This window comes from Mycetohabitans sp. B46 (assembly GCF_037389205.1).
In the GTDB taxonomy this organism is placed as follows: Bacteria; Pseudomonadota; Gammaproteobacteria; order Burkholderiales; family Burkholderiaceae; genus Mycetohabitans.
Window position 1 is genome coordinate 315,546 of record NZ_JADBGL010000004.1, and the last position, 16,985, is coordinate 332,530.

10 protein-coding genes and 2 pseudogenes are annotated in these 16,985 nt (G+C 53.8%); 2 read left to right on the forward strand and 10 right to left on the reverse strand.

Translation table 11 applies throughout. The features are described from left to right. Positions 1 to 49 precede the first annotated feature (49 nt). Entirely contained in the window at positions 50 to 7,129 is a 7,080-nt protein-coding gene (locus tag IHE30_RS06690) for a beta-ketoacyl synthase N-terminal-like domain-containing protein (protein ID WP_337689601.1), read from the reverse strand. Between the two features lie 820 nt (positions 7,130 to 7,949). On the opposite strand from IHE30_RS06690, the gene fabD reads away from it, so the two are divergent. Continuing rightward, positions 7,950 to 9,905, forward strand: a complete 1,956-nt coding sequence (fabD, locus tag IHE30_RS06695; protein WP_337689602.1) for an ACP S-malonyltransferase — start codon at positions 7,950 to 7,952, stop codon at positions 9,903 to 9,905. A 192-nt stretch (positions 9,906 to 10,097) separates the two neighbouring features. Here fabD and IHE30_RS06700 read toward each other — a convergent pair whose 3' ends face one another. Beyond that, positions 10,098 to 11,123 carry a class I SAM-dependent methyltransferase gene (locus IHE30_RS06700; protein WP_337689603.1) on the reverse strand — a complete coding sequence of 342 codons (1,026 nt, stop codon included), beginning with the start codon at positions 11,121 to 11,123 and terminating at the stop codon, positions 10,098 to 10,100. 1,128 nt (positions 11,124 to 12,251) lie between these two features. On the opposite strand from IHE30_RS06700, the pseudogene IHE30_RS06705 reads away from it, so the two are divergent. Continuing rightward, a pseudogene (locus tag IHE30_RS06705) lies at positions 12,252 to 12,365 on the forward strand (IS3 family transposase); the annotation flags it as partial. Between the two features lie 31 nt (positions 12,366 to 12,396). Here IHE30_RS06705 and IHE30_RS06710 read toward each other — a convergent pair. The 8 genes and pseudogenes from IHE30_RS06710 to IHE30_RS15105 all read right to left on the reverse strand — a co-directional run. Continuing rightward, on the reverse strand, positions 12,397 to 12,666 hold the full coding sequence (locus IHE30_RS06710; protein WP_337689604.1) for a hypothetical protein: 270 nt from the start codon (positions 12,664 to 12,666) through the stop codon (positions 12,397 to 12,399). A 513-nt stretch (positions 12,667 to 13,179) separates the two neighbouring features. Then, the gene (locus tag IHE30_RS06715; RefSeq protein ID WP_337689605.1) at positions 13,180 to 13,446 is read right to left on the reverse strand and encodes a hypothetical protein; all 267 of its coding nucleotides are present in this window, start codon (positions 13,444 to 13,446) and stop codon (positions 13,180 to 13,182) included. A gap of 257 nt (positions 13,447 to 13,703) precedes the next feature. Further along, the gene (locus IHE30_RS06720) at positions 13,704 to 13,970 is read right to left on the reverse strand and encodes a hypothetical protein (protein ID WP_337689606.1); all 267 of its coding nucleotides are present in this window, start codon (positions 13,968 to 13,970) and stop codon (positions 13,704 to 13,706) included. After that, the gene (locus IHE30_RS06725) at positions 13,967 to 14,785 is read right to left on the reverse strand and encodes a hypothetical protein (protein WP_337689607.1); all 819 of its coding nucleotides are present in this window, start codon (positions 14,783 to 14,785) and stop codon (positions 13,967 to 13,969) included. The genes IHE30_RS06720 and IHE30_RS06725 overlap by 4 nt, the downstream gene beginning before the upstream one ends. A 778-nt stretch (positions 14,786 to 15,563) precedes the next feature. Next, positions 15,564 to 15,824, reverse strand: a complete 261-nt coding sequence (locus IHE30_RS06730) for a hypothetical protein (protein ID WP_337689608.1) — start codon at positions 15,822 to 15,824, stop codon at positions 15,564 to 15,566. A 326-nt stretch (positions 15,825 to 16,150) separates the two neighbouring features. Further along, on the reverse strand, positions 16,151 to 16,423 hold the full coding sequence (locus IHE30_RS06735) for a hypothetical protein (RefSeq protein WP_337689609.1): 273 nt from the start codon (positions 16,421 to 16,423) through the stop codon (positions 16,151 to 16,153). Next, positions 16,420 to 16,824: a hypothetical protein gene (locus IHE30_RS06740; RefSeq protein WP_337689610.1), complete on the reverse strand. Its 405-nt coding sequence runs from the start codon at positions 16,822 to 16,824 to the stop codon at positions 16,420 to 16,422. Before IHE30_RS06740 ends, IHE30_RS06735 begins: the two co-directional genes overlap by 4 nt. Positions 16,825 to 16,854: 30 nt before the next feature. Then, positions 16,855 to 16,985 (reverse strand): annotated as a pseudogene (locus IHE30_RS15105) (integrase core domain-containing protein); the annotation flags it as partial.

The window sequence follows — 16,985 nt, forward strand, 5'->3', positions numbered from 1 at the left end:
TCCGTGTCTAACTATGCGTCCGTGTCTAGATGTAGGGTGGCGATGCGATTCAACTCATTACTGGATCTTCGCTTGCAGCTAGCGTCGCCGCCAGTTGGGGCTCCGGTACCGTCCACAGGCTATCGTCATCGGCCAACGCCTCGAGCAGCCGGCAGTAGTCGGCAAACATCGCCTCGACCTGCGCCGGCACCAAGCAGTCAGCCGCGAGATCCCAGTGGATCAACAGCACGTCTTGATGCTCGATGCTGAGATTGTCCAGCGCCACCCCATGCGTGCGACTCGCGCTCTTGGCCAACATCGCTCCGTCTGGTAGTTCCAATGGCCCTTGAGGATTAAGCCGGGTGAACACCACAGGAAAATTCAGCTTCCGCGCTCGCTGCTTATCCGTTGCCACTTTACGCAGCGCTTGCAAGCCGCTGATCGCACCGTGGCGTTGGTCCTCCGTGAAGATTCGCTCACAACGCCGAACCCGCTCGATGAAAGTCATCGGTTCGTCGTTAAAGTCGACCCAGCTCAAAGTGGTGAAGTCACCAACCAGCGCGTTGATCTCAGGATGTACCGCAGGCCTGTGCCAGCCTGGCGCCACTAAAGTAAAGGCCTGCTTGCTGATATGTTCGGCAATACTCCACGCATAGGCAGAAATCAGGAGCGCGTCCGCGCAGATGCCTGCCTGCGCGATGCGTTGGCGGAGCGCCGGCCAGCAATCAAGGCGGTGCTCGTAGCCTAGATACTGGCCCTTGGCATCCTTGTCATTCACCCGCGGTCCCTGCGGCAGCAGGCGGAATTTTTCTTGCCAGTACGCCGCAGCGTTTTGCGCCGCTGGCGAACGCTTGTATTGTCCAAGCGCTTCGATATAACCGCCGAAATGAATGGATAACGGTGCCAGCGGGCGGCCATGGTAGAGGTCCAGCAACTGGCGGATCAACAGATCCCGGCTGGGCAGGTCGGCAATCAGCAAATCTACCGCCAGATGCACCAGGCTGCGCCGCCCGTCCAGTTGGCTGACTCGCAATTCAGCATAGGGCCAATCCCCCAGCGCCGTTACCCGAGCGAGCATCTCATCGGCAATCTGGGCCACATCGATGCCCTGCTCGCTCAGTTCGAGTGGCAGTGAGGGCACGGCCTCCATAAGCTGCTGGGCCCCGCTGGGCAAAATCCGGGTACGCAGCATCGGGTGGTGGGCCACCAATTGCCGCCAAGCCTGCTCCAACCGACTCAGCTCAATATCCTTTATGGCCACCGCCATATAGAGGTGCGAGCTGCTTTGCTTTGGGTAAAGCGAGCGGCTAAACGCATACGCCTGCTGTTGATCAGTCAACGCAAACGGCGTTTTCGTCGGCTCGCTCGGTGCCAGAATAAAGGGCCCTGTATGCCCGGCGGTCGAAACGGGTAACGGCTGCTCGGCGACCGTCAGTCGCCCCACCAACTCGTCCGTTTTTACAGCCTGCCAGTCAGCCTCGCCGTCTGCCAGCTTATGCAACACATGGCAGTAGTCAGAGAACAGCTGGTCGATCATGCCGTCTGGATAGCAGTCGATGGCAACGTCCCAGCTGAAACTCAGTGCCCCATCGCGCTCTCGCAGTTGATGATCGAGGTTGATCTGTGGCGTTTGCGTGACACAGTAGTGCTGTGCGTCGCCAAAGCTGTCTGCGCCGCCAATCACTGGATTGTTGAGCATCGACGTAAATACCACCTCGCCGCCGCTAAAATGCAGCTGCTTGCCATAGCGGCGCCGGGTTTCCCGTAGCGCAGCGACGCCGCTGACGCTCATATGGTCAATGTCCTCGAGCAATTGGTGCTGAACCCGCTGTACCAATTCAGCCAGCGTATCTTCCGCCGCGTCAACAAAGGCAAAAAAATGGGTCGAGATGAACGGCCCAACTAAACGATCAATCGCGGGATGTAAGGGGACACGGTTATAAAACGTGGAGATCAACGAAAATGCTTTGCCCGCATTGGCCTGCTTAAGAATCAAGCCGAACAGGGTCAGCAGCAATGCCGTACCTGAGATTTGCAAAGCATCGCTCTGCTGCTTCAATCGCCGCCAGCGGCTTGGCTCCAGCGTCGAGGCCAGTCGCCGTCGCTGGCGGCCAGCGGGTCGCTGCGCCTTGGGCAAGCACAAACCTGGCGGCATCTGCGCCAGCTTGTCAACCCAGTATTGCAAATCACGTTGGTAGCGTGAAGACTGTTTGAATGCTTCCAGCGACAACTGGTAGTCCCGAAATGACAGGCCGTGATCGGGCAGCTGCGCAGTGGGGTCCCGGTACAGCATCAACCATTGCTGCAACAGTAAATCCAAAGAAGTGGCGTCAACCACTAACTCGTCGATACTCAGGTGTACCCGGCTGTGCTGTTGATCCAGCAGCGAAACGCGGATTTCAAAAAGCGGCGTTTGCCCCGGTAGGTAGACGTTGTGGGACATCGACGCACGAATGGCTGCCAACGCCAACTCGCGGCCGGCCGCGTCGATTCGTCGCAAATCCCGTGCTTTGATGCGATAAGAGGCCGATTCTTCGATTTGCTGGCGACCGTCGTCAAGCAGCTTGACTCGCAGCATTTCATGTCGGCTCATCAATCGATTCCAGGCCTGATTGAGCCGGTAGACTTCGAGATCTGGCCAGTCAAATTCCAAATAGATATGGCAGCCTACCCGCTCAGTCTCGGCCAGTAGCTTGCGCCCCGACAGAAAAGACTGCTGGATATCATTGAGTGCAAAAGGCTGCCACTGATCGTTGGGTGCCGTTTGCAACCGAGGCACCGGATGATTGTCGCCCTGTCCCGTTAGTGACGCCAGGCGGGTTTCCACCTCGCCAAGGCTCAGATAAGGGCTCAATTGCGCTAACGATACAGATAGCTGCAATTGCTGCTCCAATTTGGCTTTCAGACCGACTGCGGCCAGCGAGTTAAGGCCAAAGCTGGCCAGGCTACGCGATTCACAACCGTCAAGCGCTGCTAGCTCGCATCCGAGTAGTCCAGCCAGTATTTGCCGAAAGCCTTGCGGTTGCGCCACATTTTCGCTTTTCTGACAGACTGCATCCGCCTGCCGTGGTGGCAGCCAGTGACGCGTCTTCGCAAAGGCATAGCCGGGCAGACTGATGCGCCGCACCTCACCGAGACGCGGCAACTTAAGCCAGTCTAGCTCAACGCCTTGCCGCCAGTAACTCGCCAGCGCTTGCAAATCACAACGGGTCAAGGCCAGATCCACCTCGTCGCCGATCCCAGCCTGCAACGGATCGATCGTCATCGTGTCCGCATCGAGCATCGTGATTGCATTCATCGGCGCACGCTCGAGTGCGTCGAGTTGCTGTTGGAGTGACACGATGCTGTCAACCACGCAAGTCCAGCGGCATGCCATCGCGGTGCGACCCACTTGCAATGTATAAGCGATGTCAGCCAAGCCTAGATTGGGCCGTTGGGCAATATAGCGGCTTAGCCGCGCCGCCTGCTCCGTCAACCGCGCCGCATCCCGTGCCGACAACAGGATGAGCTGGGGCCCGACGTCATCTTGTATCGCACGCTGTGGGGCGATGTACTCCTCCACGACCAAATGGGCATTGACGCCGCCGAAGCCGTAACTATTGATACTCGCTCGCCGCGGCAACTCAAGGCCGTTCCCGTCCTTTGGCGCTGGCCATGGGCGGCTGTCGGCCTGCAGCCGCAATTGGCGTGGATTCAGCGTGATCGCGGGATTCAGTTGGGCATATCCTGGGATCCCTGGTAACTGCCGCTGTGCCACAGCATCGATCACTTTGAACAACGCCGCCATGCCAAAAGCCAGTTCACAATGACCGATCACTGGCTTCAATGTACTGACTGTCCAAGGCGCATCGTGGTCGCCGTCGCCCAATTCCGCCCGAGCTGCCTGGATAGCGGCTATCTCTATTGCATCGCCGAGCAACGAGCCAACGCCGTGCGCTTCCACGTAACTGACGCTGCTCGGCTCCACGTTGGCCCGGCGATAGGCGGCAACGATTGCCGCTTTCATGCTGTCTTGATTCGGCGCGGTCAGCGAAGCCCCTCTCCCGCCGTGGCAAACGCCGCTACCCTTGATTTTCAAATAGATGCGATCGCCATCCCGCTCAGCATCCGCCAGTGGCTTGAGCAACAGTACGCCAACGCCTTCGGCACGCACATAGCCATCGGCCCCCGCTTGGAATGAGCGCGTTTGACCTTGCGCGCTGAGAAAATCCATCAGCCGATACCCTGCCGTTTCGTCAGGCGACAACAACAGGTTGACTGCACCGACCAGCGCTTGCCGACACTCGCCGGCCTTGATCGCCTGCATCGCTCGGTGTAACGCCACCAACGCCGATGAACAGGCCGTGTTGCAATATTCGCTCGGTCCGCACAGATCCAGGAGGTAAGAAACCCGGTTCGCATACATGCACGCAGACGAAGACGTCAGCAGGAACGGGCTATCTTGGGGGACGTCAACGACCCCACGATATTCACTCGGTGCGGCAGCAATAAATACACCGGTGGGGCGACGGGCTAGCTGCGCAGCTGGAATGCCGGCATCTTCAAGCGCCAGCCAAGCATGTTGCAATAGCAACCGCTGCTGGGGGTCCATCAGCGCCGCTTCCGCCGCCGACACGCCAAAAAATGGGTGATCAAAGCAATCAATATCGTCGATATAGCCGCCTGGCGACCCAGCATTGGCGCGCCCGGCCGGCGCCTCACGTATCTGACTCGTGCCACTGCGTACCGCGGCCCAAAAATCCTCCAGTTCCCCGCCGGGGAAACAACCGCTGATGCCGATGATCGCAAAGTCATCGTGGTCTTCGATTGAGGTGGATGGCGTTTTTTGCGCTGACGGGCTAGTGGAGGGAGGGGTGGGTACGTTACTGCTGCTCGATGACGGCGCCTGCCCGTCCAAACGTTCTTTTAGTGCCGCAACGATCTTGTCAATGCTGTTATGACGAAAGAAAAATGTCGGCTCCAGCGTGAGCCCGAACATCGGTCCCAGTTGTTCACCTAGCGCAAGAAGATCAGCTGAGTCGAGTCCCAGCTCCATCAAGCTGTGGCGCGGGGACAGCCGGCTGTCTTCCGACTGGCCCAAGCACCGGTTGACTCCCTGACGCACGGCGTCATCGATGGATACCGTCGGCAACGCCATCGGCGCTGTGGTCAGCTGCAGCGCTTGGCGCTGGCGGCTGGCCAGATCGTAATGCACCAGCACGCCGTAACCCGAGTTGTCATGATCAGCCGGACGATAACCTGCCACCAGCCGCTCGATCCGTGCGCCGTGAAGCTCGTGAAAACGCAGTACCGGATCCAGCAGGATTCCTCGCTCGTCTCGGCTGTGGATATAGTCACTCAAAGGAATGTGCCGATGCTTCGGATAGTCCTTGCAGCGAGTCACCCCCACCACGGTATCCACGCCATTGAGCACAGTGCAGTATTGCAGCATGAACTCTAGCAACTGATCGCCATACCCGCTGTACTGATGGGCAGGCAAAATGTTCAGGCTCTGAATTTGGACTATGCTGCCTTCGGTATGATAAAGCTGATCGACGGTCGCGAAACTGACTCCGAAAAGGCCATCGATTTCCGTGATCCGCTGCGAATAGATCACGCCGACCACCTCGCCATCGAGTTCCAGCGCCAACTGTCCAGCTGACCACTGACTCAGCCGGCGACGCAGGATCGGCTCGTCAACCCTTGCGCCTTCCGGCCAGCACGCCTTTTCCAGCCCCAACAGTGCAGGCAGGTCATCGATGGTCGCATAGCGAATACGGTACTCTCTGGCCTGGTAGCAACCTATGGTCGCGTCGCAGTCGGCCCGATCCCGAGGCAACTTATGCAACATTCCCGGACTCGCAAACAACCCAGCGCCGGCCAGCGCCATCAAGTAATGGGCAGCTTCAACACCGTAATGATAAGCAAAGCGATCGGCCAGGGCGCCGCCAGGGCGCCAGTGGCTTTCGCTCAGGACTACCAAATGGCTGCTCGCTAAAGCAACCAGATCATTAAACTGGGCTTGCAAGCCACCCATCACGCTGGCGCCATCTGCCGCCAAGCCGTTGGAGCGGATGTAATAGCGTGGTGGCGCCAGTTGCGATTGCGGCACCGGCGTCGTCCCCGGCTCTTCGAGATTTTGCTGGCCCACACCTAGCCATAGCACGCGTTCGCTCGTCCCAACGCCAGCGTCTTCAAGGCGTCGTCGAAGCGCGGCCAGATCGCCCCACACTGCGTCATCCAGCACGAGCAACCGTAGTGGCAAGCTATCCAGCACCTTGCCTCGGGCAGTATGCTGGCGAATCCATTGCCACACATCCTCCAGTGAACCGCTAGGACGGCGGCCAAATTCAACAATCCAGTCTGGCTGCGTGGCTAACGGCTGGGCATCAAAGACCGCGCTCAACAGCTGTTCAAGCGCTGGCTGGTCGCCGCGCCAGATCTGCCGCTCACCCGCCTCCTTTAGCCACCGCGATGCTGCAGCCCATCGCTCCCCCTTGCCAAACAGTACGTCATCGAGCATCGACGGTAGGCTGGCACAGTACGCAAGAAACGACTCACTCAGCAACTCCGACAATAGTGCCCGCCGCATTGGGTTGAGCGTCAGCCCCTGCTCACCATTGCTTTGAATCCATTGCCGAGCAACCAGGAAATCCGTCACCTGGTGCACCAACATTGGGCTAATTCGGCCACTGTCGATACGCCGTGGATCCACCCGTGCGGTGTCGTAGTCGATCGCCTCGCTTAGCATCATTCGGCGCAATATCGCCAACGCCAGCAAGTCGTCGAGGCTGCGAATCAATGCAGGGCAAGGCAAATTCCAGTCCAACGCCGACAGCGACAACCAGCGCGACAGCTGCGGCAAGTCTTCTTTGACGGGTTCACGCTTAGGCGCGAGCCAAGCAAAAATTTCAACGATCCGATCCGGCAGGGCCTGGACAGCACATGCTTGGCGGTTAAAGAAATATTCGCTGCCACTTGACTGGCCCAGCCAGCCAAACGTCTTGAGGCCATCCAACGCAACCCGTAGCGGGCCGACATTGACTGACGCGGTCGAGGCAAATTGTTCGAGTTGGAACGGCTGGCAAACCCCACGGCGGGAAATCAGTCCACGACTTTCGAGACTCAGAATAATGGAAAGAAAAAACAGACGATCGGTAAAAATGACCATCAGAAGGTTTCCATGGCAATGTTTCAGTTATTAGATAGAAAATAGCTTAAAAACCATATTCACTCAATGGTTTATTAAAACAGCACAATAGGTTGGCGGCATGCCAGAACTAGCGCAAACCGGGAACAGTATGTCTTTTAATGATATTTCCGTGGCGTTCATAGACAAATTTTGCTCGTGTTATGACAAAAATTGTAGAAATTTGGCTCCATTTCGCTCCCCCTTTAAATGCAAAAGACACGATCGCGCCAGGTGTGCGGCACTGACTATGGCGACCAGTCCAAGCGACCCATCCCAGGACGTAGCAGTCCATGGATTCGGGCGGCGAATCGCTGACTACGCTGTCTGTATGTCGCTGCATCGGATGTCGGCAACCCGCATGTCGGCAACCCGCATGTCGGCAACCCGCATGTCGGCAACCCTCACCCCAGCGCTGTACATAACCGTCAGCATGGTCATGCTGTATGGATCGGTATCGTGTCGTAACAATGGCCGCATCGGTATACTTAGATACCCCGATACTGTTCGGCGCGAATAGGACGAAGCTACGCCACATGTTGATCGGGTGCGGCAAAAAGCGGCAGTGTTCTTGACATCGTCACGCGCTGCGCCTGGGCACGGGCGAGCACGAGCTGGCGGGGCGAAAAGCTGAACGTGTGTCCCAACAACGGTCTGCAGCGACGCACGTGCACAAGGCATTGCAATTGTGCAGGACCGCAGAATAAGTTTTGGCTAGAATACTGTCTCCCTGCACCCTCCACACCCCAGGACGAAATTTATGCCGTACCTCTGCGAAGGGCGAAAAACTTCTGTTGTCTTTATGTTTCCAGGCCAAGGCTGCCAGTTTTACCAGATGGGTCGGGAGCTTTATCAAAACAATTCGGTATTCCACCGCTGGATGAACGAGCTCGATGCGCTGATTCGCGTCGAACTTGGGCAGTCGTTAATTGCTGAAATTTATGATGCAAATAACCCACGTTCCAAGACGTTCGACGATCTTAGCATTAGCCACCCAGCCATCTTCATGGTGGAGTATGCACTGGGCAAGACACTGATTGAGCAGCAGATCCAGCCAGACTATCTACTTGGCACCAGCCTCGGAGAACTTGCCGCGGCTGCTCTCGCGGAGGCGCTGCCGCTGTCAGATGCCATTCGTTTCGTGACCCGCCAAGGTCAGCTATTTCACCGCCGTCAGTCGCCGGCCACTGAAGGGACAATGCTGGCAATTCTCTGCGATGAATCGCTCTACCAGCAAACGCCTCTACTGCGTGATCATTGTGATATCGCGGCCTATAACGCTCAATCACTGATCGTCATCGCCGGGCAATCCGCCCGGATTGCAGACGCTGAACGCTACCTCAGCCGTCAAGATATCGTGTTCCAACGCCTGCCAGTCAAACAGGCGTTTCATTCACGTCATATCGACTTCCTTAAACCGGAAGTCGATGCGCTAGTCAGTGAACTGCGCTTACGGCACACGCAGATCCCGGTGATCTCCTGCCACAACACCGAGACCTTGACTCAACTCACAACCGACCACTTTTGGCGGACCATTCGCGAACCGATTCGCTTTTCCCAGACACTGGCGCGGATCGAACGGGAAGCCACCGAGCGCGGTGAGTCAATGATCTATTTGGATCTCGGCCCCAGCGGCACGCTAGCCAACCTCATCAAACAAAATATCCGTGACCGTCAGGCGCCGCAGACTTTCGCTGTGCTCAGCCCGTTCGGCCGTGATCTTGAAAAATTTGATGAAACGCTAGCGCTTAGACGGAAGCTACAACCGCTTCCCGCAAGCGCGACCGCACCAGCACAACAAACGCCCCAGCAAGGCCAGTCATTCGCGCGGCCTGCGTCGCAGCCAGTTCAGCAGCCGGCCCCCGTGGCACAGCAACCGTCGACACGGCCAGCGACTGGCCCGAAACGCGTTTACGTCTTTCCTGGCCAGGGATCGCAACGCGTCGGCATGGGAGCAGAACTGTTCGAGCAGTTTCCCGATCATGTTGCCCAGGCTGACAAAATTCTTGGCTATTCGCTAAGAACGCTTTGCTTGGAAGACCCTGATCGCCAGCTGTCCCATACCCAATATACGCAGCCAGCACTCTACACCGTCGGCGCGCTAGCGTTCCTCAGCAAACAGCAACGGGATCGTCGTTCACCGGATTACCTTGCCGGCCATAGCCTGGGCGAATACTGCGCACTTTTTGCCGCTGGGGCCTTCTCGTTCGAAACCGGCCTGAAGCTGGTCAAAAAACGGGGCGAATTGATGGCGCGCGCTACTGGCGGAAGCATGGCGGCGGTCATTGGCCGCTCCGCAGATGAAATCAACTCGCTACTATCCCAACACGGCTTAAATGCTTTAGACGTGGCCAACTATAACTCGCCATCCCAAACCGTCCTCGCCGGCCCCGTTGAAGCGCTTAGTCAAGCCAAAGAGATCTTCCAGGCGCTGGAAATCAGGGTTATTCCCCTGTCAGTCAGCGCTCCGTTTCATTCCCGTTATATGCAAGGCGCGATGGAGGAGTTTGGCGACTATCTGAAGCAGTTTAGCTATTCGCCGCTGCAAATACCCGTGATCTCCAATATCCATGCCACTCCCTATCGAGATAACGAACTGATCGATAACCTCACCCGGCAGATCTGCGGATCCGTGCGCTGGGTCGAGACCATTCAGTATTTGATTCAACAAGGGGAATGCGAGTTTGAAGAACTCGGGCCAGGGAATGTGTTGACTAAATTAATCAACAGTATCCGAACCACGCCAGCTCCTGTTTAAAAAAAAGCCGCTGATCGTAGCCCACTGCTCTGATCGCGGCATGTCCCCACGCTCTTTTTTTATATTGGAAAAGCAGTGATGGTGCGGCTCAATCATTCAAGCTGCTCCATCACCAGCATGGCGAATCATGTGGGCTGAGATCTACCGGGCCAGCCCACCTCCAACGCCGCGAAAACTGTCCACTCCCAAAAATTACGCAGTTTTCTTAAGACGCCAAAATTTGTACGCTAAGTGTCCATTCTTATAAGCCTTCAGGCCACTATCGTCAAAAAAGTGGAGCATCGTATCGAATGCATGATACACGTCGGGCGGCAGAAGGCTATGCTGCTGCTTTTTTTCATTCACCAATGCCTTGAGTACGTGCTTTAGGTGACCTTGCTCGCTGTCAAAAGCTCTAGCCACTCCTTCAGAAATGTCAACATGATCCTCTACTTTAAACTGGGCGTTGCGGATCATTGCGTGATGCTGCTCTAATACGTTAGTGAAAAAATCAACGCCAATCTTATCTTTTTCGGACAACGCATCCTGATTGTCGCCCTTCATGGTATCGGCATAAAAAAACAAACCTTCTTTTTTCAGCACTCGCCGTACTTCTTGACCAAACCTATTCATATCTGGGTAGCAGTGAGACGACTCGATGTTGACCACTACATCAAATTCTTCATCGGCAAAAGGTAAATTCGTCGCGTCACCGTCAATAAAGGACAGCCCGTCGAGGCGATGCACTTGATTGCAGAACTCGATATGCGCTGGGCAAAAATCCAGACCGGTCACCGATGCGGCGCCAGCATATCTGGCAAGGTAAGAACAATTTCCCCCTCTTCCCGACCCCACTTCAAGGACCTTTTTACCGCGCAAATCGGCATCGCCTAAAATGGTTCGAATCAAGTTAGCTGAGCATTTCTGCTCGATGTCTTCCTCTTTGATCCAGCCAAAGTCGTCGTTCTTACCCAAATAGCCGTAGTTAATAAACGTTAGCCGATCATCGGGAAACATCCTGGTCATCATGTCATACCATTGGCTGATCGGCGATACGTCTTTTTCTGATGAAGTTTCCATTTTTACCTCGTTGTTAAAATGATGAATAAAATTTTCTCCATCATAACCTACTGAGCAAAAACGTTCCAGCGCAATTATTTTGACTTGCGCAGTCAGCTGTGCACGGCAATAAGCGTATGCGGCCGCCGCCGCTCTCGCACAGATACAACGGCGACGCACCTGCGGCGCTCTTGCCCAAGGTCGGTCTGATCCAGCTTGGACACATTGCCGCCGTCGCCTGCCGTCGCGTCCCCGCTCATGCTAAAGGTGCTCGATTGGTCATCCAAGTGGCTCGATAACCAAGTAGATCAGCGTGCCGGTCCGTAGGCGATGCTGTGCTTTCGCCACTTTGCTTGAAATATACGCGCCCTTCAGATCGGTGTTGCCTTTTACGGCGGTATTAAAACCACCTTGCTGGCCTCCCTCCTGCCTGCTCGTTCGCGCTCGCGTAGTCGCCATGCACGTCACCGTTCTGCACGTTGAAACTAAAACTGCCCCCGCCCTAGCTCACGCCGAGCCAAGGCCCGCGCTATGCTGGTGCGCCACGCTCATGCTTGTGCCTTGTACACTCGCTATGTTTAGGTCATCCTGTACGTCAGGCATCGGTTTAAATCACTCACGCCAAGCTCTTTGCTATTAATTGCCATTTTTTCTGAAGCTCTTGTCCCCTCCTCTTGCTTTAGTGCCAGCAACGCTTTGATAAATTGATATGTAATACTCCTAAATATGGTTATATAGACTGGAAAACCGACCACAACCGGCTTCCACCCACCACCTTGTGCAAACGAAAATATAAGCACAATTATCGGAATGCCAATGGTACACATGTATGCGACTGCCACACGCTTAAGTATGTTTCTTTTTTCTTTCTCAAATCAGTAAACATATCACCTCTATTTTTTAATCTTTATTTTATTCGTCTCTATCACCGATTGAGCCGGACTAGATAAGACTTTGATTAACTGATTTATAAACACCCCTGCAGGCCCTGGCATTGTTGCATTTATTCCTTGGTTCAGCACTGCTCCAGTCAAACCGATACCCGCGGAGAGATCCGGGGTACCTGGCTGCGTGATTGCCGTACCCGCAAACGCCCCGTTCCCGCCAGCACGCTGTTATAACCACCCACCACGATCTTTCCGACAGTACTCCCACCCAACGTACTCCACGGTAAGAAAAACGGTGCCATTACTTTAGCAATAACAAAGGCAACCAGCAACTTTTCCACTCAAAGTTGGCAGTACTCGCTGTCGGTGTATCACAAGGCGCTCCAAAAGCATTCCACCACGCAAAAGCAACTGCCTCGATGAGCTGCACGCCGAACTGAAACACTACATTTACTACTACAATCACGATCGCATCAAACTGAAACTAGGAAGCCTGAGTCCGGTGGTGTACCGTGCTCAGTTCACGCAGGCATAGCTGTCACACCGTCCAACTTTGCGGGGACACGTCATCGCCTTTTAACGGCAATCAAAGACATTCGTATTACTTCAATCGCGATTACCAGGACAACAACTATTCCAATGACGTACAAAATCGCTTCATGCTTCCTCAACTGTGCTTCTGACATGCCAACTATAGCTAGATTAGTAGATGCCCAAGCAACCACCACAGGAAGATATAAAAATCCTAAATAAACAAGAGCAATCCCTAATACACGCGTACATGCCCCTTTCCATCCATTTTCGCAAATTAACGCGTCAATTTTCGATATCCTCATTTCTGTGGCTCCTTGCTCGGCACGAATGACGACGTGCCTTGAGCTATAGAACCCGCAGTGGCACCGCCTAATCCAGGAAAGGGATTTCTCACACCCTGTAACCAGGCAGGGACCTTAGGATTCAGATTTGGGTAAATAAATGGCCGTGTAACTTGTGTGAGTCCTCGGATTGTGGCTGAACCAACAAGATAGCCGCCCACCCCAGACAAAGCACCGACCCCACCAGCGTATAGGGTACTATTCGATTCACCGTAGTAAATATTGTTAAAAAATGTATTGGTAACGTTGCTAGCACCGCCCAACAATACATTCTCCACGAAGCCAGTGTTCGCACCAATTGGCCCTGCGATTGCACCAGTCGCCCCCGATAATGCCGACTGTGCCGGTCGGATCGTACCAGATTGCGCATATTGACCAGCTGCATCCATACCTGCACCAGTCGAGGCTCCTAGCAAGGAAAAAATTTTTGCTACCGTATGCAGTGTCACCCCATATTGGATTTTTTTAGGACTCTCACTTGAACCACGGACCGAATTTCTCCGGATCGTCGCTCAACCTCCCTGCCTTGCGCAGCGGCTTCGGTAAATATTTTGCAAACACGATGAACTGGATCACAAATACCGGAAACCCAATACCAAAGACGGAAACGCCATCACTCCAGCCAAGCAACTTCCTACATATCCCGATTACCACGACCGTATTGCAGCCAGCAGCAGCAAACGAAGTCAGACCAACCATAATCCAGATTTGAAGCATGGCATATAATCTACGCCAATTCATTTTTCGTCTCCAACTATCTGCCGCACATCGTTAACCACTGCCGCCGCTCTCGCTCAGATACAACGGCGACGCACCTGCGGCGCTCTTGCCCAAGATCGGTCTGATCCGGCTTGGACACATTGCCGCCGTCGCCTGCCGTCGCATCCGGTGACAATCCAAGCCCCGTCAATGCCTGGTTCAAATAGGTTGATTCCGGCTGCCCTGACACCGTCTGCTTCGCACCCGCTATCAGTACATCCGCACTCTTTCTAGGACTCTCACTTGAACCACGGACCGAATTTCTCCGGATCGTCGCTTAACATCCCCGATTTGCCTAACGTTTTCGGCAAATACTTCGCGAACACGGCAAACAGAACAATAAATAACGGCAAACCTATCAACAAAATCACTTCGTTATCGCCAAGACCAAATACTATGCGACAAACCCCTGCGACCAAGAAAGACCAACATCCCGCCCCGCCCAAGGCAACACCGCCTATGACTCCATATATTTGAACGGTCGCATACAATCTGCGCCAATTCATTTTTTATCTCCCATAACCTGCCGAACGTCATGGACGACCGCGGCCCCCTTCGAACCAACGCCAAAGAGCAGAATCCCCTGCGTCGTACCATACGGCCAAGGCTGCTTAACAAATGGCAGCAAGTTCACATTATCAATACGTGGAACCGTCACGCCAAACATCGAAACAGGTCTATTTAATCCATCAGCAACACCAACATTTAGTGGGACTTTGACTTTCAAAACCGCTATAGAGAACGCGAAATTAACACCGTCGTACACAGCATTCCCCCATATAGGGTTTAACTGGTTGAAACCCCAACGCAACGGGTTATCACCAGGTGCATTCGCACCGTTATAGCGGTTATACAGACCACTTCCGCCCTCTACCACTTCGCTCAACCCAAAGCTCGCCATCCAGCCGCCGACCGTACAGCCCAGCCCTGTCGTGCAAAGTCCGACACCAGTCTTCGCCGTCACACCTCCAACGACGACCTTCGCCGCATCCTTCGCCACGCCCCCTGGATCGCTCTTCACCGCATCGCCAATCTTCTGGCTTGAGGTGTACTTGAACAGGCCCGCCTCTTTTTGTTGATTCACCCACTCTAACTCGGCCCCAAGCTGCGATGCCTCCTGACTCACATAGTTCCAGTTATATTCATCACTACCTGGCCTGTATTCGGCCCAGCACTTCACTGCATAGCACGCTGCCTTTGTTAACCGCTCTTGCTCCGCCTTATTGCTGCCCGCTTTTTTCGCGATCGCCCTCTTTTCATTGTTGCTAATCTGCCGATTAAACCGCCCTTCCGTCACCGCAGCCGTCGTTGCAGTCTGCATGTCTTAGCCCAACATCCCCGAACCACGCCGATCACGCGCACCTTCCATTCAGCACGTGTCCGCCGTCTTGCGAGACGCTAGCATAAGAGCACCCTCACCCGGCCCCGACGCATCGCTTCCCCATGGATGCAGATCGCCGCTGAACTGCTCGCTCACGCCGGATTCCTCCTCGATCAGCATATGCTCTTCAGCGTCGATTATCGGACACCCGCACATCTCTATCACGCCCGACCATCACTACATGATCGCCGGCGTGCCCATCATTCCCTGACACCACAGCAGGCAGGCAAACGCCGTAGACGACGCATCCGGCCATTTCATACTATCGACTTGATGACTTCTTTTTACTGAGTCATAGACCGAATTTCTCCGGATCAACGCTCAGTGCCCCCGATTCGCGCAAACGCCTTGGCAAATATTTCACGAACACTGTCAGCAAGACAATAAATAACGGAAGGTCAATAATAAATACAAAAAATATTAACCCAAACCAATTAAATTTCCACACGACCCAATCACAATAATCACACAAAATCCCGCAACCCCGACTGACACACCACCGACAATCCAAATTAAATATTAAATTTATTTAATTTTTAATTATTAGAATTTGACACAATTACATCAAATATAGAATTCGGACGGTTCATCCAATCATACGCCCCCATATTCAACGAAACTCGTTCTAGCTAATTCCCAATGGTAAAAAAGAAATTTTCATCATTGAATGTAGTTTATATTATTCCACGTTGAATCGATCGGATTTTTAGATCATCATCTAGGGAAGCATAAAAACCCACTGCAACCTCACCCAATTCAGTAATGCCGAGAACACAAAACCAAGAACAGCAGAAAGTAGAAATTTTAATGTGGGTTCTTTATATATTAGCCAGGCAGTCAGCAACACACCAAGAAATAACGTCGATTTTAACCAGTAAAAAATTTCTTGCTTCAATGCCAGATCATCCCTACCAAACATCAACCAAGTGATTGTAAAGGATGCAAGTGAGATAACTATGATTCCTACCTCTAGAGTCACTGATCACCCTCCTTGAGTTTATTAATCGTGTTTTGAATTCCCCACCAAGAATTTGAGGTAGGATCGAAGAATGGATCGACTGCTCCGCCTAGCCCTATCGGACTTCTCTTACCCTGGTAAGTTAACCGATAACGCGAAGAACGAGTCGTTCAACAGACGCTTCCGTGAGTAAAGCCTACACGCATGGGGCTCCGGGACGATTCGACCCACCCTGAAAAGCCGGAAATTTCCACTTTAGAACGGCATTGATTGAAAATAGCCCTCGCAGCAGGCAAACGCCGTATACAACGAACCCAGCCTCGGCTAGTTTCGTTGTTTTAGGTTATCTAATTTCGCTTGAACCAAGAGCCAAATTTCTCCGGCTCGTCGCTCAGCACCCCCAACTTGCGCAAACGCCGTGGTAAATATTTTACGAATACCACCAGTAAGACGATAAAAAAAGGAAAGCCAATAGCAAATACAGAAACATTGTCACTCAAACCAATCAGCTTTCTACAAACCCCAATTACAATAACCGCATAAAATCCCGCAGCCCCGACTGATACACTGCCGACAACCCCGACTATTTGGCTAACTGCATACAGCCTTCGCCAATTCATTTCTGCCCTCCAGTACCGCGAATATCATTGATAACAGTTACCCCTTTCGAACCCACGCCAAATAGCAGGATACCCTGCGTAGTCCCGTAAGGAGCCACTTGGTTAATGAGTGGGATCAAAGTGTTGTTATTAATACGTGGCACAGTTACGCCGAACATTGACCTCGGATGATTCAGACCATCGGCCACCCCCATCTTAAGTGGAACCGGGACATAAAGAGCAACAATTGCAGTGGCAAAGCTCAACCCGTCATATGCAACGTCTCCCCAACCTTCCGGCAGTACCTCATTGAATCCATAACGCAATGGATTTAACCCAGGAGCACTAAGGCCGTTATAGCGGTTGTACAAACCATCTACACCTTCAGCCATGTCGCTGATACCTAATGCCGCCATCGGCATACCTGACCTGCCTGACTTCTTCGGACCGTTTCAAACTTGGAGAACGGCCTCGATTGCTTCAGTTGAACAATACCGCTGCTTGAACTCGTTGGGCGTCAGGTAATTCAGGCTCGAATGTGGTCGGATGGCATTGTAAGTGGCGGCGCCACTGTTCGATCACC

Coding starts and splice junctions, on each gene's coding strand:
- IHE30_RS06690 (WP_337689601.1), bottom strand. CDS start 7,129: ATGGTCATTTTTACCGATCGTCTGTTTTTTCTTTCCATTATTCTGAGT.
- fabD (WP_337689602.1), top strand. CDS start 7,950: ATGTTTCCAGGCCAAGGCTGCCAGTTTTACCAGATGGGTCGGGAGCTT.
- IHE30_RS06710 (WP_337689604.1), bottom strand. CDS start 12,666: ATGAGGATATCGAAAATTGACGCGTTAATTTGCGAAAATGGATGGAAA.
- IHE30_RS06715 (WP_337689605.1), bottom strand. CDS start 13,446: ATGAATTGGCGTAGATTATATGCCATGCTTCAAATCTGGATTATGGTT.
- IHE30_RS06720 (WP_337689606.1), bottom strand. CDS start 13,970: ATGAATTGGCGCAGATTGTATGCGACCGTTCAAATATATGGAGTCATA.
- IHE30_RS06725 (WP_337689607.1), bottom strand. CDS start 14,785: ATGCAGACTGCAACGACGGCTGCGGTGACGGAAGGGCGGTTTAATCGG.
- IHE30_RS06735 (WP_337689609.1), bottom strand. CDS start 16,423: ATGAATTGGCGAAGGCTGTATGCAGTTAGCCAAATAGTCGGGGTTGTC.
- IHE30_RS06740 (WP_337689610.1), bottom strand. CDS start 16,824: ATGCCGATGGCGGCATTAGGTATCAGCGACATGGCTGAAGGTGTAGAT.